The sequence below is a fragment of the Paraburkholderia sp. GAS333 genome (genome assembly GCF_050435665.1).
Classification (GTDB): Bacteria; Pseudomonadota; Gammaproteobacteria; order Burkholderiales; family Burkholderiaceae; genus Paraburkholderia; species Paraburkholderia fungorum_A.
This window is the reverse complement of sequence record NZ_JBNDKS010000007.1, coordinates 144688-169082: the sequence shown is the minus strand read 5'-3', so window position 1 is coordinate 169082 and position 24395 is coordinate 144688. Positions and strand designations below refer to the sequence as shown.

23 protein-coding genes are annotated in these 24395 nt (G+C 59.8%); 7 read left to right on the top strand and 16 right to left on the bottom strand.

What is annotated here, in order from left to right; genetic code table 11:
• Positions 1 to 58 precede the first annotated feature (58 nt).
• Positions 59 to 1885: a thiamine pyrophosphate-requiring protein gene (locus ABH945_RS30365; protein ID WP_429253099.1), complete on the bottom strand. Its 1827-nt coding sequence runs from the start codon at positions 1883 to 1885 to the stop codon at positions 59 to 61.
• Between the two features lie 181 nt (positions 1886 to 2066).
• On the opposite strand from ABH945_RS30365, the gene ABH945_RS30360 reads away from it, so the two are divergent.
• The 3 genes from ABH945_RS30360 to ABH945_RS30350 all read left to right on the top strand — a co-directional run bounded on the left by ABH945_RS30360 (position 2067) and on the right by ABH945_RS30350 (position 3382).
• Positions 2067 to 2501: a response regulator gene (locus ABH945_RS30360; RefSeq protein ID WP_074772505.1), complete on the top strand. Its 435-nt coding sequence runs from the start codon at positions 2067 to 2069 to the stop codon at positions 2499 to 2501.
• A gap of 86 nt (positions 2502 to 2587) precedes the next feature.
• The gene (locus tag ABH945_RS30355; protein ID WP_074772508.1) at positions 2588 to 2881 is read left to right on the top strand and encodes a hypothetical protein; all 294 of its coding nucleotides are present in this window, start codon (positions 2588 to 2590) and stop codon (positions 2879 to 2881) included.
• Positions 2882 to 3073: 192 nt separating this feature from the next.
• Entirely contained in the window at positions 3074 to 3382 is a 309-nt protein-coding gene (locus ABH945_RS30350) for a hypothetical protein (protein WP_429253098.1), read from the top strand.
• A 260-nt stretch (positions 3383 to 3642) separates the two neighbouring features.
• On the opposite strand, the gene ABH945_RS30345 is transcribed toward ABH945_RS30350, so the two are convergent.
• Positions 3643 to 3930: a transposase gene (locus ABH945_RS30345; protein ID WP_429253097.1), complete on the bottom strand. Its 288-nt coding sequence runs from the start codon at positions 3928 to 3930 to the stop codon at positions 3643 to 3645.
• 291 nt (positions 3931 to 4221) lie between these two features.
• On the opposite strand from ABH945_RS30345, the gene ABH945_RS30340 reads away from it, so the two are divergent.
• Positions 4222 to 4608 carry an ester cyclase gene (locus ABH945_RS30340; RefSeq protein WP_074772516.1) on the top strand — a complete coding sequence of 129 codons (387 nt, stop codon included), beginning with the start codon at positions 4222 to 4224 and terminating at the stop codon, positions 4606 to 4608.
• Between the two features lie 54 nt (positions 4609 to 4662).
• Here ABH945_RS30340 and ABH945_RS30335 read toward each other — a convergent pair whose 3' ends face one another.
• Positions 4663 to 5007, bottom strand: a complete 345-nt coding sequence (locus tag ABH945_RS30335; protein WP_429253096.1) for a DUF6566 family protein — start codon at positions 5005 to 5007, stop codon at positions 4663 to 4665.
• A gap of 235 nt (positions 5008 to 5242) precedes the next feature.
• Here ABH945_RS30335 and ABH945_RS30330 point away from each other — a divergent pair, with 235 nt between their 5' ends.
• The gene (locus ABH945_RS30330; RefSeq protein WP_074773471.1) at positions 5243 to 5617 is read left to right on the top strand and encodes a phage holin family protein; all 375 of its coding nucleotides are present in this window, start codon (positions 5243 to 5245) and stop codon (positions 5615 to 5617) included.
• Positions 5618 to 6019: 402 nt separating this feature from the next.
• Here the strand turns inward: ABH945_RS30330 and ABH945_RS30325 are convergent, their stop codons facing one another.
• The 4 genes from ABH945_RS30325 to ABH945_RS30310 form a co-directional block, all read right to left on the bottom strand.
• Complete coding sequence (locus tag ABH945_RS30325; RefSeq protein WP_429253095.1) at positions 6020 to 7561, bottom strand: hypothetical protein; 1542 nt, start codon at positions 7559 to 7561, stop codon at positions 6020 to 6022.
• 136 nt (positions 7562 to 7697) lie between these two features.
• Entirely contained in the window at positions 7698 to 9005 is a 1308-nt protein-coding gene (locus ABH945_RS30320; RefSeq protein WP_074772521.1) for an MFS transporter, read from the bottom strand.
• A gap of 18 nt (positions 9006 to 9023) precedes the next feature.
• Positions 9024 to 10355 carry an MFS transporter gene (locus ABH945_RS30315; protein ID WP_429253094.1) on the bottom strand — a complete coding sequence of 444 codons (1332 nt, stop codon included), beginning with the start codon at positions 10353 to 10355 and terminating at the stop codon, positions 9024 to 9026.
• 165 nt (positions 10356 to 10520) lie between these two features.
• On the bottom strand, positions 10521 to 11795 hold the full coding sequence (locus ABH945_RS30310) for a glucarate dehydratase family protein (RefSeq protein WP_429253093.1): 1275 nt from the start codon (positions 11793 to 11795) through the stop codon (positions 10521 to 10523).
• 208 nt (positions 11796 to 12003) lie between these two features.
• Between ABH945_RS30310 and ABH945_RS30305 the strand changes: the two genes are divergently transcribed.
• On the top strand, positions 12004 to 12708 hold the full coding sequence (locus tag ABH945_RS30305; RefSeq protein WP_074772531.1) for a GntR family transcriptional regulator: 705 nt from the start codon (positions 12004 to 12006) through the stop codon (positions 12706 to 12708).
• Positions 12709 to 12734: 26 nt separating this feature from the next.
• On the opposite strand, the gene ABH945_RS30300 is transcribed toward ABH945_RS30305, so the two are convergent.
• The 4 genes from ABH945_RS30300 to phnX all read right to left on the bottom strand — a co-directional run bounded on the left by ABH945_RS30300 (position 12735) and on the right by phnX (position 16949).
• Positions 12735 to 13274 carry an AAA family ATPase gene (locus ABH945_RS30300; protein ID WP_429253092.1) on the bottom strand — a complete coding sequence of 180 codons (540 nt, stop codon included), beginning with the start codon at positions 13272 to 13274 and terminating at the stop codon, positions 12735 to 12737.
• A gap of 296 nt (positions 13275 to 13570) precedes the next feature.
• Positions 13571 to 14929, bottom strand: a complete 1359-nt coding sequence (locus ABH945_RS30295; RefSeq protein ID WP_429253176.1) for an MFS transporter — start codon at positions 14927 to 14929, stop codon at positions 13571 to 13573.
• Between the two features lie 47 nt (positions 14930 to 14976).
• Entirely contained in the window at positions 14977 to 16101 is a 1125-nt protein-coding gene (gene psrA, locus ABH945_RS30290; RefSeq protein ID WP_429253091.1) for an iron-containing alcohol dehydrogenase PsrA, read from the bottom strand.
• Positions 16098 to 16949 (bottom strand): phosphonoacetaldehyde hydrolase, encoded by an 852-nt coding sequence (gene phnX, locus ABH945_RS30285; protein ID WP_429253090.1) that lies wholly within the window; start codon positions 16947 to 16949, stop codon positions 16098 to 16100. The genes psrA and phnX overlap by 4 nt, the downstream gene beginning before the upstream one ends.
• A gap of 162 nt (positions 16950 to 17111) precedes the next feature.
• Here phnX and ABH945_RS30280 point away from each other — a divergent pair, with 162 nt between their 5' ends.
• Positions 17112 to 17975 carry a LysR substrate-binding domain-containing protein gene (locus ABH945_RS30280; protein ID WP_429253089.1) on the top strand — a complete coding sequence of 288 codons (864 nt, stop codon included), beginning with the start codon at positions 17112 to 17114 and terminating at the stop codon, positions 17973 to 17975.
• A gap of 66 nt (positions 17976 to 18041) precedes the next feature.
• Here the strand turns inward: ABH945_RS30280 and ABH945_RS30275 are convergent, their stop codons facing one another.
• From ABH945_RS30275 to ABH945_RS30255, 5 genes are all read right to left on the bottom strand, one after another.
• Positions 18042 to 18320, bottom strand: a complete 279-nt coding sequence (locus ABH945_RS30275) for a DUF3325 domain-containing protein (RefSeq protein WP_429253088.1) — start codon at positions 18318 to 18320, stop codon at positions 18042 to 18044.
• Positions 18308 to 20089, bottom strand: coding sequence for a PepSY-associated TM helix domain-containing protein (locus ABH945_RS30270; RefSeq protein WP_429253087.1), 1782 nt, complete (start codon positions 20087 to 20089; stop codon positions 18308 to 18310). Before ABH945_RS30270 ends, ABH945_RS30275 begins: the two co-directional genes overlap by 13 nt.
• Positions 20083 to 22494, bottom strand: a complete 2412-nt coding sequence (locus tag ABH945_RS30265; RefSeq protein WP_429253086.1) for a TonB-dependent siderophore receptor — start codon at positions 22492 to 22494, stop codon at positions 20083 to 20085. The genes ABH945_RS30270 and ABH945_RS30265 overlap by 7 nt, the downstream gene beginning before the upstream one ends.
• 258 nt (positions 22495 to 22752) lie before the next feature.
• Positions 22753 to 23736 (bottom strand): FecR domain-containing protein, encoded by a 984-nt coding sequence (locus tag ABH945_RS30260; protein WP_074772549.1) that lies wholly within the window; start codon positions 23734 to 23736, stop codon positions 22753 to 22755.
• A gap of 30 nt (positions 23737 to 23766) precedes the next feature.
• Positions 23767 to 24264 (bottom strand): sigma-70 family RNA polymerase sigma factor, encoded by a 498-nt coding sequence (locus ABH945_RS30255; protein ID WP_074772553.1) that lies wholly within the window; start codon positions 24262 to 24264, stop codon positions 23767 to 23769.
• Positions 24265 to 24395 lie beyond the last annotated feature (131 nt).

Genomic DNA, 24395 nt, shown 5'->3' with positions numbered 1-24395 from the left:
TGAATTGCCCAGCTCTGGCGGCTGGGCTTTTTTTTGCGCAAGACAATTTCCCTACGCCTCATTTATCGCGATGACCCGGCAGCACCGCGCCAAGCACCTGCTTCGCCGTTTCGACGATGACATTGCCTTCATCGGGATCGCCTTTAATCAGCGTCGATGCAAAGGCTTTGGCTTGCGCAAGCGTGATATGCGGCGGCAGCGGCGCAATGTTTGGATCGGCCTTCACCTCGATCACGACCGGGCATTTCGCGGCCAATGCCTGGTCCCACGCGTAGGCCATCTGTTCCGCGTCATCGACGTAAATGCCCTTCAGGCCAATCAATTCCGCGAACTTGTGATAAGGCACGGAAGGGATGTTCTGCGACGCCTCGAATTTCGGATCGCCTTCCATTGCACGCTGTTCCCACGTCACCTGGTTGAGATCCCCGTTGTTGAGCACCATGCAGATCCAGCGTGGATCGGCCCAGTCTTTCCAGTACTTCGAAACGGTGATTAATTCCGCCATGTTGTTCATCTGCATCGCGCCGTCGCCGACCAGCGCGATAACGGGCCGCTCAGGATAGGCAAATTTGGCGGCAATCGCATACGGCACCGCGGCGCCCATCGACGCGAGGCCGCCCGATAGCGAGCAAATCATGCCGCGCTGAACCTGCAAATCGCGTGCGTACCAGTTGGCGACCGAGCCGGAGTCACTGGTCACGATTGCATTCGACGGAATACGTTTGGACAGTTCCCACACGGTGCGTTGCGGATTGACCGCGCCTTTGCCGGGTTCATGCGCGCGTTTTTCCAGTGTCGTCCACCAGTCGGCGGTCCAGCCTTCAATCTTGTCGCGCCACGAGCGGTTCGTTTTCTTTTCCAGTAATGGCAGAAGCGCGCGCAATGTTTCGGTGCTGTCGCCCACGAGGTTCACTTCCATCGGATAACGCAGGCTCAGCATGTCCGCCTTGATGTCGATCTGTACGCCGCGCGCCGCGCCTTCCTTCGGCAGAAATTCAGCATACGGAAATCCCGATCCAATCATCAGCAAGGTGTCGCAACCGGCCATCAGGTCGTAGCTGGGCTTCGTGCCGAGCAGGCCAATCGAGCCGGTCACCCACGGAAGATCGTCAGGCAAAACGGCCTTGCCGAGCAACGCCTTCGCTACGCCTGCACCGAGCTTTTCGGCGACGGCAATCACCTCATCGGTTGCGTTGAGTGCGCCCGCGCCGACGAGGATCGCGACTTTCTTGCCGGCGTTGAGCACGTCTGCCGCCTGCTGCAGTTGATCGTCGTAGGGCACAAGGCGTGGCGCGCGATAGCCCACACCCGAATGCAGCGTGCCGTGCTTGCGGCCGGGTGCTTCGTAGGGCAGGTCCTGCAAGTCGTTCGGCAGCACGATCGCCGTGACCTTGCGTTCCGCAAGCGCGGTACGTACTGCCCGGTCGATCAGATGACGCACTTGCTCGGGCACGCTCGCCTGTTCGACAAAAGCGCCGGCCACGTCCTTGAACATCGACACCAGATCGAGTTCCTGCTGATAGTGACCACCGAGTGCCGCGCGTGCCTGCTGTCCCACGATGGCGAGCACCGGCACGTGATCCATTCTCGCATCGTACAGACCGGTAATCAGGTGCGATGCGCCGGGACCGGAAGTCGCGATGCAAACCCCGAGTTCTCCGGTGAATTTGGCATGCGCCGCCGCCATGAACGCGGCCATTTCTTCGTGACGGACCTGAATGAATTCGATTGCATGGTTAGGCTTTTTATCTTTTTTCGCGTCGGTGTGGGCACGACTCAGCGCGCCGAAAACACCGTTGATACCGTCGCCGGGATAGCCGTACATGCGACGAACGCCCCACGCATGAAGACGCTCGACGATAAAGTCGCCAACGGTTTGACTCATGACTGTCTCCGAAAAATGCCTGAAAAAACGCCGTTGACGGCGAGTTCGCAAGGATCATTCCGCGGTTTCGCGATAACTCGGTTTTCGATTTTCGACGCATAACCGACGTAAAGCGCCCTACATGCCTTTTTGTCAGAAGCGGCACACGTATTGCGGCATGTGAGCAAAGTGGGGAAAACCTATGTCCGTGATCCTGCTCGTAGACGACGATATCGATTCCTTGTGGGCGCTCCGTCTGGTTGTCGAAGCACAAGGGCATCATGTGCTGCTCGCGCTCGACGGCGAAGACGCGCTCAATAAGGCGTCGCGCTATTTGCCCGAAGTCATCGTGACGGACTGGCATATGTCCAGGCTCGACGGAATCGGTCTTTGCAAGAGGCTGAAGCTCTATCCGGCATTGGCCGGGATTGCCGTGGTTTTCACGTCTAGCGAAGTCCCGCCTGCGAATCTGTCGGCATTGTGGAAGGCCTTTATCCGCAAACCGCTCGATTTACCCGCTGTCGAGAGATGCATTGACGCGTTGATCACGAGACGTCTGAGTGCGCCGCAATTCCGGCGTGCGCCGATTTCGGGTAAAGGTCGCTGGCCCGCCATGTCGTCGAGGAACTGGACGTAGTGGTATGGCCGTTGCTGTGTAGTTGGAGACTGGGAGCGTGCGACGTGTGCGTCCAGGTCAGAATTCAAACTCAATGGAGGCACAGAATGAAAATCAGACAGTTTGTGGGCGTGGCAATTGTCGCGTTGGGATGTTCTTTCTCATCGGTCTATGCCGCGGGCACAGGAGGAAGCGGCAATGGCGGTAGCAACGGCAGTGGTGCAGGGCCATCGGGCGCGGATGTATCGGGTGGCGGCGGGAATAATCCGGCGGCGGGGGCGATGGCCGCATCGGGTCCCGCGATGCACTCCAGCACCGTGAAAAAATCGACGCATAAATCGAAAAAGTCGATGAGCGGCGGTAGCGGTAACTCGGCAGATCAGGCGAAGGGTGGGGGCTAACGGGGCGTTCGGCAGACCGCTCGACGGTCTGCCCATGGATTGAAATCGTTTGTCGGTAATACGCTTTTGTCTGCGGAATCAAAGCTGGTCGAATGTTCTCAGGCACGAAAGCAGGCGCCCGGCGCGCAGGCACGATGCATGCGGCAAAAGATCGGTCGCTGTAGGCATCGTGGTACTGAAAGGAGACAGGTCATGTCCATTCAATCATATGGGCCGTATCGTGGCTGCGATATCGAAGTGCATGTCACGCCTGCGAAGGCGCATGTCATGGGCGGCATGACACGGCGATTTCGCGTGTCATGGAGCGTTTCCTCGCCAGGCTTTCCCGATCAGGAAGTTGCCAGCTTTCCCGAGCAGTTCGTCTTTCTCTCGGAGCAGGAAGCGTTCAGGTACGGCGAAAACCGCGCTCACACCTACGTCGATTCCATCGTGTCCGCCCCTGTGGATAGACCAGCGACCAATGGGGCCGTGGAGTCTCGTGACGAAATGCGGCGGCTATAAGAACAGCGCATTAATCTCCGGCGACAGCCTCTGCGCATGCCGACGGGAACGCGTCTTTTGCGGCTGCACCATAGTTCTTCTGTATGTCGCTCAAGCGGTTTCCGTACGCGTCTTGCGAAGCGTGGTTTTTCTCCTGCACATTCCGGTTAATAAAAAGAAGCACGACCGTTTTCATAGACATATTTATTAGTTGCTGGCGAATCGTCGTCACGCGCTCCGCACAAGAAAATACCTTGCACGCAACGTGCGTGACGCAGAACTTAATTGGAAATACCGAGGTTGGAAACAACGCGGTCCGGGTCGAGTTCGGTCAGTACGCGTGTCATGGTGCCGTCCCGACTCCACTCAAGCCACTTCGCGTAGCAGGTCTGCGTAGGCGGAAAAATGGCGGGAAGCCGGTGCCATTTTTCGTTATTGAGCAGGATCCACAGGATCGCGTCCAGCACGTAGCGGGGATTTCTGCGTGGCCGTCCACGGCCGGTTACCGCTGGCTCGAATAGATGACAGACCGTCTGCCATGATTCATCAGACAAAGGAACTTGCAACATCGAACTTCGATTTCTAGGGCTTTAACTCTAGCCATCCTAACCTGTCCGGCTTTCAGTCACGGCCAATCTTCCGGAAAAAAATGGGGCAGCAATAAAGTGTCGCCGATCGACGACAGCCGGGTTGCTTTGTAATTTCTTTGATGCAACGCGCGATTTGGTGAGCGCGCGTAGATTCCTCTGACCTTGTGTGAGGCTCGATTAAGCCGTGCATCAACTTGTGGAAGTTTTGAGCGCCTTTTCGCAAACTGCAGATTGTCATGTCAGTAGATTAATCAGCAAGGAACGATTGTCATGGATAAAACCAGTCTTTCGGAAATCTATCGTGGCTATATTGCCTGTCTGAATGCGCAAAACTGGCAGCTGTTAGCGCAATTCGTCAGTGACGAAGCCATCCACAATGGTAGAAAAATCGGCTTGTCGGGCTATCGGGCGATGCTGGAAAAAGACTTTCGCGACATTCCGGACCTTCACTTCGATATTCAGCAAATCGTTTGCGAACCGCCTTACATTGCGAGCCGGCTGCGGTTTGATTGCACACCGGTCGGCACTTTTATGGGGCTTCTTATAGGCGGGAAGCGAATCGTATTCGCTGAGAATGTCTTCTATGAATTCGAGCGAGAAAAGATTCGCCAGGTATGGTCGATCATAGATAAGGCGGCAATCGAGGCACAGTTATAAGCGATTCACCGCTACACCGCTGACGCGTAAATCCTGCACCAGGTTAAAAGTCATTTACCGGTGAGGTAGATAGCGGTCGACGAGATAGCAGCCGTGCTCGATGCCGGCCCGCAAAGCTTCCGATTCCGTCAGCCACTCTGGAGTAGCAGGCTCGACGTGGGGCAAGTCGAGCGGCTTGCCGTCGATATAGGCCGAAATAGCGGCGAGCCACGCACCTTCTGAGTTTTTGCGCGCCGTTACCGTAATAACGACACCTCGATGTGTGACATGCATCGCGCCGCTTGAAGCTCGCTCGCTCTGATCTTCGGCGCTATCGGCGGATTGGCTCGATGGATATAGCTCGGTCATGGAAATCTCCGTCCTCAACCAGTTTCGTGAGTTTTGAACAGCAACGGACATTCCTCATTTCCTCATACGGTTGCGCTAGAAAACGCTGCAAAGGAGGACGATCCAATTTTTGCACACATTAAGCAGTGGACGCCGCGCTGAGGCCCGTTCCTTGCGCGAGCCAAAAATGGAGCACGGCATCGCATGTACCACCGTCGCAACCTGCCCAATGAATTGAAACGCCAGTGGTTGAATCGCGCGTCGAAACTAAAGGCGCGTGGTCGCCAGTACCTTATTCGGAGTCACCGTGTCACTCCATTCAAATCTCAGTAGATGGCGAAATGTCGGCCAGTTCTGTATTGAGCGGATCGCGGATTACAGCGAACTGGTTGCATTGGAAGTGGACGACACGAAGAGACGACTCGTGCGTGAAGTGGTCGCTGTCATCGTGATGGCGGTGGCCGCACTGTTCGCTCTTTCATTCCTTTGCATCGCGCTGATTGCGACAGCGTGGGGTACGCCGTACTTTCTGACGGTCGTGTGGGGCGTCGCCATTTTGTGGATGGTGGTGACTTTGGCCTCTTTAATCGTCGCGCGCGCGCAAAAGCTGTCGGAACCTTTACATATCGTGCAGTCGGAGATTCGCAGCGATCTGGACGCACTCAGGGAGTCACTCAAATGAATCGGCGAGCAACGACTGGCAGCGATGAGCATGCCGCGCTTCTATTGCGGATGGCGCAGTCCCGCGATGCATTGCGGGAAGCTAATGCCATAGCCCTGATTCCGCGACGGCAGCGGAATAGCGTGATGACGTCGGCAACGGGAGCGGCGATTGCTCTAGCCAATGCGCCTCACGTGACGTTTTTGCTCGCCTTGTGTGTCGGCGCGCTGACGTTCGGCCCGTCACGTGCGCTGCGAATCATTTTGCGAGCGGGTGTTTCCGGGTGGGTTGCGAGCAGCGCAAAACGGGTTGCCCGCCGGTGACGTTCTAGTCCCCCGATAAGAAGGCGTCGCCCCAGGCATCAATTTTCGGGAGCTTCGACGTCACGCAGTTGCAGGACATCGCGGACGGCGAGCGCTGACTTCAGCTCGCATTTGTGTTCAGTAAAACCATTCCATGTATTTTCGACAGCGCCTGTTGCCACGTTCCACTATTCTGTTCGGCTTCCTGATCGGCGAATAAAGGTTTCAGCAATGCAAGCAGATCTGTCGAACTGGAATTGTTCGTTGGCGTGTCGACGTCCGAAACGAGCACGCCCCTCACGTACTCCGATTTCCGCGTGGATTGACTGGACGACTGATCCAACGTCGCCTGCACGAGATTGCCGCGTTGTGTTGCGAGGTTGACCGTGCTGCTCGCGTCGTCGTCGATCTGCATATAGTCGTAGGTTTGCGAGGCCAGCGATTTACCGAGTTTGACCGCACCGCCCGCCAGCGACTGGTGATAGCTCGCCTGCAAATGCGACTGCTGGGTTTGCGCAATGGAACCGTTCAGTAAATTGCCTTCGGTTCGCGTGCTTTGCGAAACCTGATAAGCGAAATTATCAGTCTGACTCGGCAACACTGGATTCGGCGACGTCGCGTTATCCGAGATCGACGCGGTGAAATCCGCGAGTCCCGTCAGCATTGCGTGATCCGATTGAGCGAGCCACGGCGCGTAGGTTGTTCCCGGCAATTGTTTCGACGACGTCCCATAGTCGCTGTTCATTTGCGTGAACGCATCCTTGAACATCGACATCAACGCTGCGTCGCCGTGACCTTTCGCATTGGCGTTGTCAAACTGCGCAAGATAACTGGCAATGGCCTGGTCGCGCTGGGCGCCTGAACCCCAGAGTGCGGAATCGCTCGTATCGACATTGAGCTTGAGCGTTCCCTCGGAATTCGTGATGCTCACACTTCTCGCTGAATTGCTCAGCGATATGTTGGCCGACACATTGCTCGCGCCGTCGCCCGTCACATTGAACTGCATGTTCACCGACGACAACACGGAAGTGTCGTACTGCGTCAGTCCGCTCAAATCGAGTTGCTGAGGATAGGCGCCAAGGCCGTCGATTGCTTTCTGGAATCCGTCAGCGAGATTGGCGATCGCGCTGCGCTCGGCATCGCTCAATGTTCCGCTGCTGTGTGTGCTGACCGACAGCGTGCCGTCTTCACTATCCATTTCGATATCAACCTTGACGCCGCTTGCGGTTTCGACGGTCAGTTTGATATCGCCTTGCGGCCCTTGCCCGGATAGGCTCGCAGCACCGGTTAAACCTGTTGAGCCGACCGTGACCGATTGCGAAAAATCGCTGCCGCTAGTCTTGAATTGATCAAGCAGTGCGCTGCCCAGATTGGTGAATCGCCCGGACATGGAGCCGGCGAGATAGTCGCCGGCCATCGTCATCGAGACGGCGTCGGTAGGGTTGGACGCCCACGTTGTCGTCGTTGCGACGTTGGCGAGTATGCCTTGCTGCGTGTACACGAGAGGCGATTCCACGCTCAGCGATGGAATCGTGACCACGGTGGATTCAGCGTTGGCCGTTGCTTCTGCGGATGACCTCACCGTCGAGGCAAGGCTCGTCGTACCCGATGACGGCGTCACCGTTGTAACAAGGGCTGCGTTCAATGACGATAGGGTAGTCATGGTGCCGTGTGTCGTTATTGTCGGTGGATGATCGCGGTCACCTCGGGACACTGGCCGCCGCCTCAGCCCTGTATATCGACGGAAAGTCGAAATACTTTAGGCGTGGCGCGGCGGCGGCATAAAAACGGTACGGCTCTCAGCGCGAAACGGCACCCTGTTCGCGCAACTTCACGGCGGTCATACGCGGCATCAACAAGTGAATGATGCACAGCGCGACCAGATACGCCGATGCCCCCACCGCGAACAGCGCCCAGTACTGGCCCGTACGCTGCAACGTCTCGCCGATCACACCCGAATACAGGAACGAGCCGGCCATTCCCGCCACGCCGCCGATCCCGACCACCGTTCCGACGACCCGGCGCGGAAACACGTCGCCGACCATCGTGACGAGATTCGCCGACCAGCCCTGGTGAGCGGCCGCTGCGAGACCGACTGCGAATACCGCGTACCAGAGGCTCTGGAAATGCGACAGCGTGGCGATCGGCAGCACGCACACCGCACAAATGCCCATCGCCAGCTTGCGCGCGAAGTTGGGCCGGTTGGTGCGCGCCATCAGACGGGACGACAGCCAGCCACCCGCCACGCTGCCGACCGACGCCATCGTGTAGATGACGATCAGCGGCAAGCCGAGATTGCCGATGTCGATATGCCTCGATTCATTGAGCCACTTGGGCAGCCAGAATAAATAGAACCACCACACCGGATCGGTCAGCAGCTTGCCGAAAACAAATGCCCACGTTTCGCGATATTTGAGCACCGACAGCCAGCTAACCGACTGCTCGACCACTTCGTCGCGATCCGAATTGATGTAATCGAGCTCGCCCTTCGTTACCGACGGATGCTGTGCGGGCGGCCGGTACACGAGCAGCCACACAACCAGCCAGATGAATCCGGCCGCGCCGCCCGCGACGAATGTCGCACGCCATCCCCACATCACAGCGGCGATCGGTACGAACGCAGGCGCGACGATTCCGCCGATCGTGGCGCCCATGTTCCAGAAGCCCGTCGCCAGCGCGCGTTCTTTCTTCGGAAACCAGATTGCAGTGGTGCGGATCGCGACCGGAAAGTTGGCCGCCTCGCCGAAGCCAAGCAAACCGCGCACGGCTGCGAAGCCGGGCACGGTGGCCGCCGCCGCGTGCAGCATGGCGGCGAGACTCCACATGGCCATCGCGCTGCCGTAGACCACCTTGGTGCTGACGCGGTCGGCGATCCGGCCGAACGTCGCGAGGCCGATTGCATACGCGACCGTGAACACCATCACGGTCTGCGCGTATTGCACCTGGTTCCAGCCGATGTCTTTTTGCAGCAGCGGCGCAAGCAAACCGAGCATCTGACGATCCATGTAGTTGATCGTCGTCGCGAAGAAAATCATCGCGCAAATGGTCCATCTATAACGTCCGACGACCGACTGGCTGGCGGCCGTACTGGCTTCTAATACTTTCATCGTGTCTCCAGAAAATTTTTATTGCTGCGCTAGCGCAGGCCGCCCCTCGCGCGGCGTCATTCGGGCAAAGAAGACGGCCCCGGCGGCCACTACCGACATCACGGCCAGTCCGGTGAGTCCGCCTTCGATCGAGCCGGTCTTCTGTTCGAGCAGGCCGAAGGCCGCGGGCGCGACGAAACCGCCCAGGTTGCCGATCGAATTGATCAGGGCCAGCACGGCCGCGGAAATGCGCGCGTCCAGATAGCCCTGTGGAATCGGCCAGAACAGCGCCGACGCCGCCTTGAAACCGATCGCCGCGAAGCAGATCGCGACGAACGAAAACGCGGGGCTGCCCTGGCCGGCCGCGTACATGCCGAGCGCGGCGATCAGCAGAACGCACGCCACCCATGCCTGCTGGAATTTGAAGCGCGCTGCGAGCATCGCGAAGAAGTACATGGCCGCGATCGAGATCAGCCACGGAATCGAATTGAACAGGCCGACCTGAAAGTCGTTGAACTGTCCCATCTTGCGGATGATGCTCGGCAGCCAGAAAGTCGCGCCGTAAATGGTCAGCGAAACCGAGAAGTAGATCACGCAGAAGATCAGGATTTGCGGATCGCGCAGCAGCTTCCACGCCGATGGTTTGATCGCATGCGCCGCATCGCGCTGACGTTGTTCGTCTTCTATCTCGCCGATCACTGCGTCCTGTTCGGCGCGGCTGAGCCACGCGGCGTCGCGCGGTTTCGAGTCGAGCCAGAACCAGATGAAGCCGGCCAGCACCACCGAGGCCATGCCTTCGATCACGAACATCCATTGCCAGCCGTGCAGGCCCGCGCCGTTGATCAGCATCAGGCCGCCCGAGATCGGCCCGGATACGACAGAAGCGAGTGCCGAGCCGCTCAGGAAAATCGCGATGGCCTTGCCTCGTTCATCGCGCGGCAACCATTGAGTGAAATAGAAAATGACGCCGGGAAAGAAGCCCGCTTCGGCCGCGCCTAGCAGCAGGCGCATCGCGTAGAACGACATCTCGCCGCGCACGAAGGCCATGCCGACGGCGGCCAGCCCCCATGTGACCATGATCCGAGTCAGCCATATTTTTGCGCCGAAGCGCTGCATCAGGATATTCGACGGCACTTCGAAGATCGCATAGCTGACGAAGAAGAGTCCCGCGCCGAGCCCGTAGGCCGCGGCGCCGATGCCCAGGTCGGCGCTCAGATGCTGACGCACGAAGCCGATGTTCACGCGGTCGATGTAATTGACGATGAACATCGCGACGAAGAGCGGCAGCACATGCCACTTGATCTTGCGTACCGCACTCGCCAGCGTGTCGGCGTGGCCTCGCCGGGCCGCGTCTGGAACAGATCTGCTCATGGGGTGTCTCCTCGGATGCCAATGTGCGCCGCGCGCAGGATGTTTGCACAGGGCGCAGGGCAGTCTGACGCTGCTTTATTAGTGGGCCTTGAGCGGGCCTGAAAGCAGGTTCTTGCACGCTTTGGAGCGCACTTGAACGCCGCTTGGAGGCCCTTCAAAAGCCGCTCAAAAGCGCGGATTCTTGCCGCTGAAACCAGGGTCGTACTTGCGCATCTGCTTCAGGTCGTCGCGATTGCGTACGCCGCACGACAGGTACTGATCGTGCAATTCGCGCAGTTTGTCGTGGTCGAGTTCGACGCCCAGGCCCGGTTGGCTCGGCACGCGCACCGAGCCGTTGTCGAAGCTCACGCGTCCCCCCTTGATGACTTCTTCTTCCTGCCACGGGTAGTGCGTGTCGCACGCGTAGGTCAGGTTGGGGATGCTCGCGGCGACGTGTGTCATCGCCATCAGGCTGATGCCGAGGTGCGAGTTGGAGTGCATCGACATACCCAGATCCCACAGCTTGCACATGCGCGCGAGGGTCTGCGTTGCGCGCAGGCCGCCCCAGTAGTGGTGATCGGAGAGCAATACCTTGACCGAACCCATCTCCGCGCCGCGACGGAAGTCTTCCATCGTCGTGATCACCATGTTGGTCGCGAGCGGCAGGCGCGTGTGTTTTGCAAGTTCTGCCATGCCCGCGAGTCCCGGGCACGGATCTTCGTAGTATTCGAGCAGTTCGTCGAGTTGAGGTGCGGCCGCGATGCTCGTTTCGAGCGTCCAGTTGGCGTTTGGATCGAGACGCAGCGGCATGCCGGGAAACGCTTCATGCAGTGCGCGCATGCAGGCGATTTCGTGCTCCGGTTCGAACACGCCGCCTTTCAGTTTGATGCTCTGGAAGCCATAAATATCGATCATGCGACGCGCCTGCGCGACGATCTGCTCCGCGCTCAAGCCTTCGCCCCACGCGTCGGGCGCGTACGGCTTCTCGATGTGCTCCGCGTACTTGAAGAACAGATAGGCGCTGTAGGGCACCGCATCGCGGACCTTGCCGCCGAGCAGGTCGACGATCGGCGCGCCGACGATCTGACCTTGCAGGTCGAGCATCGCGACTTCGAGTGTGCTGATGACTTTCGGCGCGTTCTTGGCCGCGTGCGAGCCGGGCGCCAGTTCGAATTCGACCGCGCCGGGGCTGGCCTTGATCGACGCCCGCACACGCTCTTCCATCTTGTTGAGATCGAACGGCGACAGGCCGATCACCAGCGCCTTCGCCTGCTCGAGCACGCGCAGCATCGGCTCGTCGCCATAAGTTTCGGAGATACCGACGCGGCCATCGCTCGTTTCCAGTTCGACGATGGCGCGCAATGCCCACGGTTCGTGGATGCCGGCGGCGTTGAGCAGCGGGCCGTCGCGAAAGGCGATCGGCGTGATGCGGACCTGCGTGATGGTGATGTCGCGAGTCATGGTGGCAATCAGCAAATAGGGCTAGGGGAGTGTGATGAATCCATTGTAAAGCACTAATGTATTAGTGCGTCAGTCGGGAAAATACCCATGCCCGTATGGCGAAAATCGGCTGTCCGCCTCGCGGGGCGGTTCGGGCGTCGGCTATAGTATTAGTATCTCAGCGGGCCTCGGTCGCATGCCGCGCCTGCGTCTACATTCTGTTTTTGCCATGAAAATCAACGCTTCTTCGTCGACGGCGAACCGGCTCGATCGGTCCCGTCATGCTGCGCCGCAGGTATTCGAACAACTGCGCGAAATGATTCTGTCGCTCGAACTGGCGCCGGGCACCGTCCTTTCGCGCGCCGATCTGGCGACCCGCTATGGCCTGAGTCAGACGCCCGTGCGCGACGCACTCATGAAGCTCGGTGAAGAGGGGCTGGTCGACATCTTTCCGCAGCACGCCACGGTCGTCAGTCAGATCAATGTGACCTCGGCGTTGCAGGCGCATTTCCTGCGCCGTTCGATCGAGTTGGAGGTCGTACGCACGCTTGCCGGGCAGCCCGACGCCGAGTTAATCAGCCGCTTGCGCGCGACGATTGCCGGGCAAACCGAGCTTCGCGATCCGAAAAACATCGAGCAGTTCTCCTTGCTCGATCAGGCCTTCCACCGGCAGATGTATGAAGCGGCGGGCGTACCGCAGCTTTGGGATCTGGTGCGTCGGCTGAGCGGGCATATCGACCGTTTGCGCCGTTTGCATCTGCCGGTAGAGGGTAAGACGATGGCGGTGGTGCGCGATCATACGAAGATCGTCGATGCGATCGAAAAGGGCGATGTAGAAGCCGCGCAGGCAGCGCTCCGCAAACATCTGTCGGGCACGCTGAATCAGATCGATCAGATTCGCACGAGTCATCCGAACTTTCTTGCGGATGATTGAGTTCGTTGCAGTGCGTTATCCGGAACTCACGAGCAACGTCCTGTTTCGTCATATACGACGATGTCGAATCCTTCGTTCGATGCGGGTGGGACGAAGTAGCGGGTGATCAGCTCATATTGCGCGTCCGATGTCTGGAACGGATGCTCGCCCGCCGCGTTTCTCGCCTTCAATCGTGATTTGCAAATGTCGCCGCTCACATCCAGATAGTGAAGCCGATGTTCGCAGCCGGCGATCCGATATAAAGATTGCCCCCACGCCCGCGTGCTGGCCGTATTGAATGGAAAGTCGAGCACTACCGATATTCCCGCCGACAGAAGCGACTGAATGTGTGCTGTGAGAACGGTCTTCACGCGTGCTGCGCAGCGCACGTAGTCGTCGAGCGTATGAACTTCGTCCGGGTAAAGACGTGCGATCCATACGTCTTCGCTGATCAGCACAGTCCGCTGGGCAGCCGCGAGTCGTGCCGTCAACGTGGATTTGCCCGACGCAATCTTGCCGCACACCATATGGAGAACGGCGGCGTCATACGAGTCAACTGCATTAGCGGAACTGCTTTCATTCGTCATTGCCTGGCGCTCCGTTGAGAGCCCAGAAAGCAAAAACCCGCCTTCTGGGCGGGTTGTGATTGCGTATTGTCAACTCAATAGCTATCCCGCCGGGACTGTCGCGGCGCTAATAATGGAGTTGATGTGGAATCGCTTCATGTGCGAAAGGATAATCGAAATCGAGACAGTGTGTGGATTCAAATTTCAAAGGCGAAGTGGGGTGCGCAATCGTCGAACTCAGATAGCTATTGAATAGAGGTGGCTGAGGCGGTCGGCCAGAGCAGTGAAGCTCGCCAACCGCCGCTCCTCAAAACCGCCTACTGCAACACACTCGCACCAACCTGCCCGCTTCCCGTTTCCAGCGACACGTTGCGCGTCTCGCTACCGCGAACCCACCAGTACGCCGCCGCAATCGGCCCCGGCAACGCAAGCGCGAGCAGTGCAATCAGTGCCGACGAAGGCGTGCCCGAACTCGCATACGCGTTCGTCAACATCAGCGGCGCCACGACCGCACCGACGCGTCCCACGGCCACGGAAACACCCAGTCCCGTCGCCCGCACACGAGTCGGCAGAATTTCGGACGAAACGACGTAGCCGGAAATATAGGCCCACGTCACGCCGAACTGGATCATGCAGTAACCGATCACCATACCCGGCAGCGAGCTCGTTCCGTAGATCACCAGAATCGACAATGTGGTGAACGTATAGCTGACGAACAGCGATGCACGCCGCCCCCAACGTTCGACCAGGACCGAAGCCGTCAAGCCGCCGAACAGCGCCGCTGCGTTGCCGTACATGTAGTAGAGCGGCATATCGCCGGCCGGCACTTTCATGAACGGCAGAATCACCAGCGCCATCAGTGAAAGCACGCCGTACACCACCGCCGCCTGCGAGAAATTGAATGCGCTGGCCACCAGGCAGCGTCCGCGATATTCGCCGAACAGTGCCCGCACGTTGCGCCAGAACGCAGCCTGTTCCGGCACGAATCCAACCGACGGATAACGGCGGCCCGCTTGCGCCGCCTGCTCCGGCGACGCGCTGCTCACGATCTGATCGACCACCGCTTCCGCTTCGCTCACACGCCCCTGTTGCAGCAACCAGCGCGGCGACTCGGGAATCACGCGGCGAATCCAGAAGAACAGCAACGCCATCGTCGTACCGAGACCGAAACCGACGCGCCACGAGATATCCGCAGGCAGATTGTTCAGCACCAGATACGACACGCCTGCCGACAGCAGTGCGCCGAGCGGAAAGCCCGACAGAATCAGCGAATCGGTTTTACCGCGATGGCGTTTCGGAATGAACTCGCCCATCGTCGCGGTCACAGCCGAATATTCGCCGCCGACGGCCAGCGCAGTCATCGCACGAAAGAACAGGAACGAGTCGAAATTCCACGAGAACACCGTCATCACGCTGAACGCGGCGTACCAGAGCAACGTGGCGAGAAAGAGCCGCTTGCGGCCGAAGCGGTCGGCCAGATAGCCGAAGCCGATTGCGCCCACCAGCATCCCGAACACCCACACGCTCACCGCGATCGAGCCTTGCGAGGAACTCAAATGCCACTGCGTTTTCAACACGCCGAACACGCTGCCGATGATGTTGGTCTCGAACGAATCGAGCGCCCAGCCAACGCCCAGTGCAACGATCAGCAGTGTGTGAAAGCGGGTCCACGGCATGTTGTCGAGACGCGCGAGCGCGTCGGTTTGAATCGTGTTTTCAGGGTTCACGATGGTTCCTTGAGCAGCGTCGGTTCGAAATCGAAAGAGGGAAACTGGGCGCGCGAGCCGATGAAATTCCGTCCGCGTGCGCCGTCGAATGCTTCGTCGACAATGCGGGTCCATTCGCCTGAAGCGAGACCGTAAGCGGCAGGATGCGTATCGACGTTCAGCGCTCGCAGAAAGTCGGCTAGGTGTTGCGGCGCTTCATCTAGCGAGCCGAAAATGGCTTCGAGCGCGGCGTCGCACGCGGGATCTGCGCCGAGCGCGGCCTGCATCACGGCAGGCAGGCAGAACGAACATGCAAGGCCGTGCGGCACGCCGTGGCCGAGCGTGATCGCATACGAAATGTTGTGCGCGAGCGCGGTTCGCGTATTCGAGAACGCGAGACCCGCGCGCAACGCGCCGAGCGCCATCTGGCTGCGCGCGTCGAGATTGGCGGGATCGGCGGCGACTTGCGGCAGCGCGTCGATGATCTCGCGCGCGGCTTCGACGGCCAGGCCGCGCGTCACCGGATTGGCATGCACGTTCCACAGACTTTCGAGCGCATGCGACAACGCATCGAGCCCGCTCGCCACGGTTTGCACGCGCGGCAAGCCAACCACGAGGCGGGGATCGACCAGCACTGCTTCGGGGTACAAATCGTCACGCGACAACGAGAGCTTGCGGTCGTTCTCCGGGTCCCACACGGTGGCCCACGAAGTGACTTCGCTACCCGTACCTGACGTGGTGGGAATCGCGATGATCGGCAATGCGCGGCGGCCGCTTTCGCGCCCTTGCGTCAGATACGCGAGCATCGGCTCGAACTCGCCGTGTTCGGCGGCCAGCACTTTCGCGGAATCCATCACCGATCCGCCGCCCAACGCGACCAGCACCTCAGGCAAACGGGGCAACGCGGCAAGTTGTGCGCACGCAGCGCGCAGCATCGAAATGGAAGGATTCGCTTCGACGTTGTCGATGCAGGCGAGTGCGGGACCGGCGATCGTTTCGATCCGCTGGGTCATTGCGCGGAATGGCGTGTCGGGGTAGGTGACGATCGCATAACTGCGGCCGTTCAGCAGCGTACCGATTTCATTCAGCGTATCGACGCCGAGACGCACGCGCACAGGGTTATGAAAGCTCCACGTCTTCACGCTTTTTCTCCTGCGGCGAGACGCGTTTCGATCGCGTCGATCACCGGCAACAGATCGGCAATGCTGTCGATCACATAGTGCGCGCCGGTTCGCGCAAGACGTTGACGCGCGGGTTCCAGTCGCGAGCGTCGGCCGTCGTCGTCGAGCGCCTGCCAGTCGGCCAGCGAGAGGCCCACTTCGTTGCCGCTCGCCGCAATGCCGACGGTCCACATGCCGGCCGCGAGACCGGATTCGAGACCCGTCGGACTATCGTCGACGACGACGCACGCGCGCACGTCGGGCGCACCGAGCGCCAACGCGTTGTCGAGGCACATATCGGGAAACGGGCGCCCGCGCGACACGTCGCTAACCGTGCAGCAATGGTCGGGGCGATAGCCTTTATCGCTCGCAATCGGCAGCAGGTTGTTGATCACTTCGCGCGGATAACCGGTCGTGCTGCCAATGCGGATACCACGTGCCCGCAGCGCGGCCAGCGAGTCGAGTGCGCCCGGAATCAGGTCGCTATAGCGCGCGACATTGCGCTCGTCGACGCGCAGGAATTCGGCGTACAGCGCGTCGACATCGCCTTCATTCGACTGAACACCGTGATGTGCTTTCCAGCGCGACTGCACATCGGGCATCCGCAGAATCGCGACGATATGTTCGCGTTTGGCCGCGCCCATCGGCGCACGCGCTTCGGCTTCGGAGATCGGCACACCGGCCGACGCGAAGCACTGACGAAAGGCATCGACCGGCGCAATGCAGCCGAAGTCGAGCACGGTACCGGCCCAGTCGAAAATGGCCGTGGTGACGGGACCGCGATACGTGCGGCCATATGAATAGGCGGTGTGAAGAGTGGAAGGCTGCATCGTGTTCATGACCCAAAAAGGTGGCGAGGTGTCGATGAACACAGCTTAGTTTTGTCACATGACGCACCTATGATCGAATCACCCGGTTAATTACAGGGTTTCAATCGATTTTTTCGATGGATCGATTCAGGCCATACGTATGACGAATTCACCTATCAGCCTATGACGCTCGTTCAGTTGCGCAGTTTTATCGCCGTTGTCCAGCATGGCGGCTTCACCGCGGCCGCGCGTGCACTGTCGATCAGCCAGACCACGATCACGTCGCAGATTCAGGCGCTCGAAGAAGAACACGGGGTCGAACTGTTCCATCGGCGCGGACGGCGCGTCGAGTTATCGGCAGTCGGCATGGACCTGTTGCCGATCGCGCGGCAGATCAGCGGCCTCGAAGCCGATGCCAATTCGATGCTGCACGACAGCGGCACGCTCAAACACGGTTCGCTGAAGATCGGCGCGGTCGGCCCGTTCCACGTGACGGAAATGATCGAGTCGTATCACGCGCTATATCCGCACATGCATCTCGCGGTCACGCTCGGCAATTCCGAGGACGTGTTACGCGACCTGAACGACTATGCGTGCGATGTCGGCGTGATTGCCAGCGTATTCGACGACGAGCGTTATCACATGCAGCCGTATGCGCGATATCCGGTGATAGCGTTCGTCAATTGCGCGCACAGGCTGGCTTCTCGCGACACGATCACGCTCGACGAACTCGCCGCCGAGCCGCTATTGATGCGCGAACCCGGCTCGACAACGCGCAAGGCGCTGGAAACTGCGTTTATCGATGCAAGGTTGAAGCCGCGCACGGCGATGGAAATAGGCAGCCGTGAGGCATTGCGTGAAGCCGTTGCGCGCGGGCTGGGAGTGGGTACGGTCTCGCAGTCGGAGTACGTTCCCGATGACAGGCTGCGGCCGTTGCGGATCGACGGCGATCCGGTCAGTACGCACATTCATGTGTGCTGTTTGCGCGAGCGACGCGACAGCGTGCTGGTGTCTTCGTTTTTTAAGGCGCTGAATAAGGCTTCGTAACGGCTACGGAAATGCGGGCGAATATTGTCCGCTGAATCCGGTTGAGCAAGACGTGCGGTGCTTCTTTCAAATACTGCGTAAGCGATCGAACAGGATCAGCGATAAAAACGCGACGCCCGCTGCAAGACTGAGATGTCCAAACCAGATGACAAGACCGAACGACCAGCCCGCTTCGTGAACGGCGTAGACGAGCGCAGCACAAAAAGAAGCGCACGCTACAAAACGCAGCAGCACCTGCGCGTCTCCATGAATGGTTCGGCCGAACAGACGCTCCTGTTGCCGCGACGATGCGAGGCAGGTTGCAACAAAGCCGGCCAGCGCGATGAAAAAAATTATCGCGTGCATTCTCGTCCCTGACTTCCTATTGCACGTTCGCGCCGTCTGACGCGTACCGCGAGTCGCGCGAACAAAACCGCCAGTGCGAACAATGCCAGGTCGAAACAGACGAATAGCCAGTCGCCATCGACGAGACGCGAAAAGAGCAGACCGTGGGTTGTCAAAAGATCTACGCAGGGCAGCAGCGCAAACATGATCGCAGCGCATGTGAGCAACTCGGCCCAGGCGCGCGCCGGAGTCCGGCACGCCACATAGACGAAAGTGGCTGCCCATACGACAAAGAACACACGAATCTCCCACTCTGCACGCTGTGCGAGCGATTCCGGCAACAGCCGGTTTGCGTAGAGATAGGCCGTCATCGCGATGGGCAGGCCGACAATCGTCGCGACGTTCAAATGTTCGACCAGTCGAAAGCCGAACGGCGGACGGTCGGGATTAGGCAGCCTGGGTCTGCGTTTAACCGTCCACATGACGAGCCCGGTGCCGACCATCGCCGTACCGGCCAGGCCGAGCATGAAGTACAACGCACGCGTGGGCAGATCGGCGAATCGACCGATATGCAGCGCGTACAACACGCCTCTCGTTTCGGCTGCCGGGCCGACGTGGTCTTGCACACGCAGCAGACGGCCATCGGTCGCGTCGAATAGAAGGAATTGCGGACTGGTCGAAACACGCCCGGATTCGCTTCGGGCAACGAGTACTCTCGCTGACCGGTCGCCAGGGTTGGTGATCGTTATATTGCGTACCGCGCCGATGCCCCAGCGCGCTTCGGCCGCCCGGATCAGCGGCGCGATTGGTGTGAGTGGTGCGTGTTGTCCAGAGCGCTCCCCGGGCGGCACGAACGCGTTGATTTGCGACACCGCTGCGTTGCGCGCCGCCTGAGTTGGAAACGCTGCTTTCATTCCCCACGGCATATACAGCAACGCGAGCGTGACAAGACCCGTATACGTGATCATCAAATGAAAGGGCAACGCCAGTACGGAAAACGCGTTGTGTGCATCGAGCCATGAGCGCTGCCCTTTGCCGCTGCGGAACGTGAAGAAGTCCGCGAGAATCTTTTTGTGTGTAATGACGCCGCTGATAATGCTGATCAGCATGAACATCGCCATCACGCCGACCAGCCAGCGGCCCACTACCGGCGGCACGTAGTACAGATTGAAGTGAAAGCTATAGAAGAAGTCGCCGCCCTGGGTGTCGCGCACGCTTACGCGCTCTCCGCTGAGGGGATCGAACGTGCCTTCGACAAAACCGCTAGCGTCGCGCCACATCGCGTGCGCGGCGTTGCCGCGTTTGCCCGGTACGCTGATCAGCCATTGCGGACTGTCGGGTGCGATCTCCGCGAGATGCGCAACGATCCGGTCGACGCTTTGCGTGACCGGTTCATTCGCGTGTGGCGATGCGAGTTCAGGCCGCATCCACACGGAGATTTCGTCGCGATAGAAGCTGACCGTGCCGGTGAGAAACACGGCATAAAGCAACCAGCCTGCGAGCAAACCGGTCCACGTGTGCAGATTCGCCATCGACTGACGAAGCCCGGCGCGTTTCTCCGAGTGGCCCGGCTTGCGTGTTGCGAAGACACAGATGACGGCCCCCGCATACACGATAAAGCTCGCGAGCAGCCCGGCAATCACCGCTTCTGTCCTTGAAATGGGCAGAAGCAGCGTTGCCACGCTCGACAACGCGGCGAGCGCATAGCCTCCCAGAATGGCGACGCCAATCCGGGAGGTTAGCCCGCCGCGCGAACTCGCCGATACGACGCGCCAGAGCCGGCTTACCAAAGGTACCTCACCGTACCGAGGATCGCGCGACGCTCGCCGAATTCGCACGAAGCCGCGCTCTGGCAACCGGTCAGATACTCGCGATCGCCGATGTTCTGCACGTTCAGCGTCACCGATGCGCCCTTCAGGCGTCCGTCGATACGGCCGAGGTCGTAACGGGCCATCAGGTCGAACACGGTGTAGCTCGACGTCTTCCACAGATTGGCGGTATCGCCGTACGAGCCGCCGGTGTAGCGCACGCCCGCGCCGACTTCGAGTCCCGACAATACCGGCTGATCGAAGCTATAGGTTGCCCACAGGCTTGCCTGATGCTTCGGAATCAGCGGCAACTGGTGGCCGAGTTGCGCCGGGTTGGTCGACGCGAGCACGCGGGTATCGGTGAACGAGTAGTTGGCGATCAGCTTGATCTGCCGCGTGATCGCCGCGCGCGCTTCGAGTTCGACGCCGCGCGAGCCGACTTCGCCGGTCTGAATGCTATACAGAATGTTCTCGGGGTCCGGCGTCAGCACGTCCTTTTGCTTCATGTCGAACAGCGACACCGCAAACAGCGCATCGAAATTGTTCGGCTGATACTTGATACCGATTTCCGTTTGCTGACCGCGAGTCGGCGTGTAAGGACGGCTTCCCGATTCCGGCGACGTCGTGCCGATTTGCGGCTCGAACGATGTCGAGTAGCTGATATACGGTGCAATGCCGCTGTCGAACAGATAGCCCAGCGCGACGCGGCCGGTAAATGCGTTGTCGTTCGCGGTCGTGGTGAGGTGCGTATTGCGATTGTTCAATGCGGCGCGCGACCAGTCGTTACGACCGCTCAACGTCAGAATCCAGCGATCGAGCTTCACCTGATCCTGCAGGTACACGCCGTACTGATTCAGCGTTTGCAAATTGTTCGCGGTGTAGGTGATGGCCGGTGCGGCACCCGTGTTGACCGGATTGAAAATATCGATCGAACTCGCGGCTACGGTGCCGGTGTAGTTGTCGATCGTCTCGCGGCGGAAATCGAAACCCGCGAGAATGGTGTGATTCAACACTCCCGTCCTGAATTTGCCCTGAACCTGGTTATCGACGGTGAATTCGTCCATGCTGCGGTTGATGTCCGTCGCGCGTCGAAGCAGCGTGCGGTAGTCGGTCGGCAAGCCGGTCGTCGCGTCGGTCACGAAGCCATTGCCCCACGTCGAATAGTTGTGGGTTTTTACATGGGCGTAGCGCAGCGCCTGCTTTACTTTCCAGTCGTCGTTGAACGCGTGGTCCGCCTCATAGCCGACCGCGTAGTACTCGCGCTGAAGCGTGTCGCGATCGGGGTCGCCCAGGTTCTGATTCGAATGAATCTGTCCCAGTGGATTGGCGTACAGCGTGCCATACGCGGGGTAGTACTGCGTGGCGATCCCGGCATCGTCCTTCTGATATTGCGCGAGCAACGTGAACGAGGTGTCGGCAGTGGGGCGGAAAGTAAGACTCGGCGCGAGGTACGTGCGGTTGTCGTCGGCGCCGTCCACCTGGGTGCCGCTATCGCGGCGCAAACCGACGAAGCGATACAACAGTTTGCCATCCTGATCGATAGGGCCGCTTAAGTCGAACGCGCCTTGCACGCGGTCGTAACTGCCGCCCTGCAATTCGACTTCGTGACGCGCTTCGTCGGTCGGACGTTTGCTGGTCATGCTAATGATGCCGCCCGGCGGATTCTGTCCGAACAGCACCGACGACGGCCCGCGTACCACTTCGACACGTTCGAGACCAAAGGGCTCCGATTGCGCGCCCTGACCGCCGAGACCGTACGGCAGCATCAGTCCGTCCAGATAGAAGTTCGGCATGAAGCCGCGCACGCGCACATAGTCGCGATCGGTAGTCACGCCGAAACTGTCGCCGCGTACGCCGGGCGAATAACGCAGCGTCGCGCCGACGCTTTGCGCGGCCTGATCGGTGATCTGGTCGGCGGTGACGACCGAAATCGATTGCGGCGTTTCGAGCAGGGGCGTGTCGGTTTTGGTGCCGGCTGCGCTGCGTAACGCGACGTATCCGCTGGTTTCCGTCCACGCGGTTTCAGCATGGCCTTTCACGTGAACCGGTTTGAGCGTCGTCGATTCCGTGCCCGCAGGCGGAGTCGGAATGCGATAGAGCTTGTAGGCGCCTCCTTCGACAACGCTTGCGGCAAGACCCGAACCCGCCAGCAAGGCATCGAGTCCCGCCGGCGCGCTGTACATTCCATGCAAGCCCGCGCTTTGTGCGCCATCGGTCAGCGAAGGATCGGTACCGATCATCAACCCGGAGTGACGTCCATAGGCGATCAACGCGTCGTCGAGGCGTCCGGCGGGAATGTCGTAGCGTCGGACATCGTTGATGGCGCGCGGCGATTGCGCGTGAGCATCGCTTGCTTGCAACATGGGCGCCGCGCTGGCGAAAGTCATGGCAATAGCCAGCGTAAAGAGATTCGGTGCACGACGTAATGCGCCGCGCGCGGTGGCGCGAGGTTGAACTGAAACCATGAAAAGGCCTTGATTCGAGCGGTAGATGGACGACGCTGCCGTGCGCCTCGGCTTCGTCTTATGAGGTTTAACGCTCGAAATAGAAAACAGTGCCGATTTTTTTCGGCGCAATGTTTTCGACGAATAGGGAAAGTGCAATCGACGCGGTTACGTATCGATTGCGGCCTGCTTCAAGGGGGATCAGGCGGATCGCTGAGTAACCGTGACCCAGTAGCGGGTGCGGCTGTGAAGCGTGATCGGCAGAACGTGTTGAAGCAGGCGCAGTACCTTGTCGGTGTCCTGGATGGGAAACGTGCCGGTGACGCGCAGGTCGCCGACCGAAGGATCGCAGCGCAAGATGCCTCGCCGGTAGCGCGCCAGTTCCTCGATGAAATCGGCGACGCGCATGTTGCGCGCCACGAGCAGCCCGTCGATCCACGCTACGGTGCTGGAATCGAGCGCGGAGGGCGGCTCGAATTCGTTGCGGTTGAACGACGTGGTTTGTCCGCGCGTGAGCGTGAGGACCTGGCCGGCCGCGTTGGCGGGACGAACCTCGACCACGCCTTCCATCACGCTGACTCGCGTATCGCCGTCCATTTCGCCTGGCTGTCGCACGACGAAGCGCGTGCCGATCGGCGTGACGGCACCATTGCGCGTATCGACGTGCAGAGGGCGACCCGCCGGGTCATGCCCGCTCACCACGAGAATTTCGCCCTTGTACAGCGTGATGCGGCGCTGATGCGCGTCGAAGCGGACATCGGCGGCGCTGTCGGTGTTCAGTGTCAGACGGGTATTGTCGGCCAGCACGAACTCGCGCTGCTCGCCCACGGCCGTGCTGAAACCCGCAGTCCAGCCGCGCCAGGGAGTGACGTCCAGCAATGTCCAGCCGACGATACCCGCGCCAGATAGCGTCAGCAGGCGTGTCATCGCGCGACGGCGCTTCTGCTGCGCGGTGACGCTCTCGATCACCGAGCGCGCCGTCTTAGACCCGAGTTCGCCGACGTTGTCATTGAAGCTCTGCGTCATCTCGGCCATGCGTCGCCATGCTTCGGCATGGACCGGACTCGCCGATCGCCAGCGCTCGAACTCGGCTTGATCCTGTGCGTCGGGAGCCGTCTGAAGTTTGACGACCCAGTCGGCAGCCTGAGCGACGATAGACGCGTCGATACGATTCGCGGGTGTCATCCGGTCAAGCCTGGATTGGGCGGAACAGGCTCACTCGTAGACCACTGCATAGCATTGCTGCAATGCCTTGGACATGGCCTTCTTGACCACATCGAGCGAGAGGCCAAGCTGCTGCGCCACCTGCGGGTAGCTGAGCCCGTCGAGTTGGGCGAGAAGAAAAACCGTGCGGGTTCGCGGGGTCATCGCCTCGACCAGACGGCATAAGCGTTCCAGTGTCTCCAGAATCAGCGCACGCGTTTCGAGCGATGGCGCGGTGGCTTCCGGCTGACTTGCCAGGACGTCCAGATAGGCACGTTCGACCTGAGCATGGCGGAAGTGGCTGACCATCAGATTCTTTGCAATCGTCGTCAGATACGCGCGAGGTTGCTGCATGGCTTGCGCGGGATCGCCGCGCAGCAGGCGCTCGAAGGCGTCGTGCGCGAGATCCGCCGCGTTGTCGCGATCACCGAGTCTGCGATGCAGAAAGCCGACGAGCCAGCGGTGATGCTCCCGGTAGAGCAAGCCGACGGCGTCGATCTGATAAGTCATTACAGATGAATTGGCCACTGGACGAATGAACGCAGTCACATTGATTAATGAGAATCAATCGCATTCTAATGCAAGAATTGCAATTTGTGACTGTTTTGTAATTTTCGGCGCGTGCGCAACTAACGGTTAAC

Bases quoted from the DNA above. Each gene is read 5' to 3' on its own strand.
- ABH945_RS30360 (WP_074772505.1), top strand. From the start codon at position 2,067: ATGTCCGTGATCCTGCTCGTAGACGACGATATCGATTCCTTGTGGGCG.
- ABH945_RS30275 (WP_429253088.1), bottom strand. From the start codon at position 18,320: ATGCACGCGATAATTTTTTTCATCGCGCTGGCCGGCTTTGTTGCAACC.
- ABH945_RS30335 (WP_429253096.1), bottom strand. From the start codon at position 5,007: ATGTCCGTTGCTGTTCAAAACTCACGAAACTGGTTGAGGACGGAGATT.
- ABH945_RS30355 (WP_074772508.1), top strand. From the start codon at position 2,588: ATGAAAATCAGACAGTTTGTGGGCGTGGCAATTGTCGCGTTGGGATGT.
- ABH945_RS30300 (WP_429253092.1), bottom strand. From the start codon at position 13,274: ATGACGAATGAAAGCAGTTCCGCTAATGCAGTTGACTCGTATGACGCC.
- ABH945_RS30340 (WP_074772516.1), top strand. From the start codon at position 4,222: ATGGATAAAACCAGTCTTTCGGAAATCTATCGTGGCTATATTGCCTGT.
- phnX (WP_429253090.1), bottom strand. From the start codon at position 16,949: ATGCAGCCTTCCACTCTTCACACCGCCTATTCATATGGCCGCACGTAT.
- ABH945_RS30350 (WP_429253098.1), top strand. From the start codon at position 3,074: ATGTCCATTCAATCATATGGGCCGTATCGTGGCTGCGATATCGAAGTG.
- ABH945_RS30320 (WP_074772521.1), bottom strand. From the start codon at position 9,005: ATGAAAGTATTAGAAGCCAGTACGGCCGCCAGCCAGTCGGTCGTCGGA.
- ABH945_RS30265 (WP_429253086.1), bottom strand. From the start codon at position 22,494: ATGACTTTCGCCAGCGCGGCGCCCATGTTGCAAGCAAGCGATGCTCAC.
- ABH945_RS30260 (WP_074772549.1), bottom strand. From the start codon at position 23,736: ATGACACCCGCGAATCGTATCGACGCGTCTATCGTCGCTCAGGCTGCC.
- ABH945_RS30295 (WP_429253176.1), bottom strand. From the start codon at position 14,929: ATGCCGTGGACCCGCTTTCACACACTGCTGATCGTTGCACTGGGCGTT.
- ABH945_RS30365 (WP_429253099.1), bottom strand. From the start codon at position 1,885: ATGAGTCAAACCGTTGGCGACTTTATCGTCGAGCGTCTTCATGCGTGG.
- ABH945_RS30325 (WP_429253095.1), bottom strand. From the start codon at position 7,561: ATGACTACCCTATCGTCATTGAACGCAGCCCTTGTTACAACGGTGACG.
- ABH945_RS30310 (WP_429253093.1), bottom strand. From the start codon at position 11,795: ATGACTCGCGACATCACCATCACGCAGGTCCGCATCACGCCGATCGCC.
- ABH945_RS30315 (WP_429253094.1), bottom strand. From the start codon at position 10,355: ATGAGCAGATCTGTTCCAGACGCGGCCCGGCGAGGCCACGCCGACACG.
- ABH945_RS30305 (WP_074772531.1), top strand. From the start codon at position 12,004: ATGAAAATCAACGCTTCTTCGTCGACGGCGAACCGGCTCGATCGGTCC.
- ABH945_RS30345 (WP_429253097.1), bottom strand. From the start codon at position 3,930: ATGTTGCAAGTTCCTTTGTCTGATGAATCATGGCAGACGGTCTGTCAT.
- ABH945_RS30255 (WP_074772553.1), bottom strand. From the start codon at position 24,264: ATGACTTATCAGATCGACGCCGTCGGCTTGCTCTACCGGGAGCATCAC.
- ABH945_RS30280 (WP_429253089.1), top strand. From the start codon at position 17,112: ATGACGCTCGTTCAGTTGCGCAGTTTTATCGCCGTTGTCCAGCATGGC.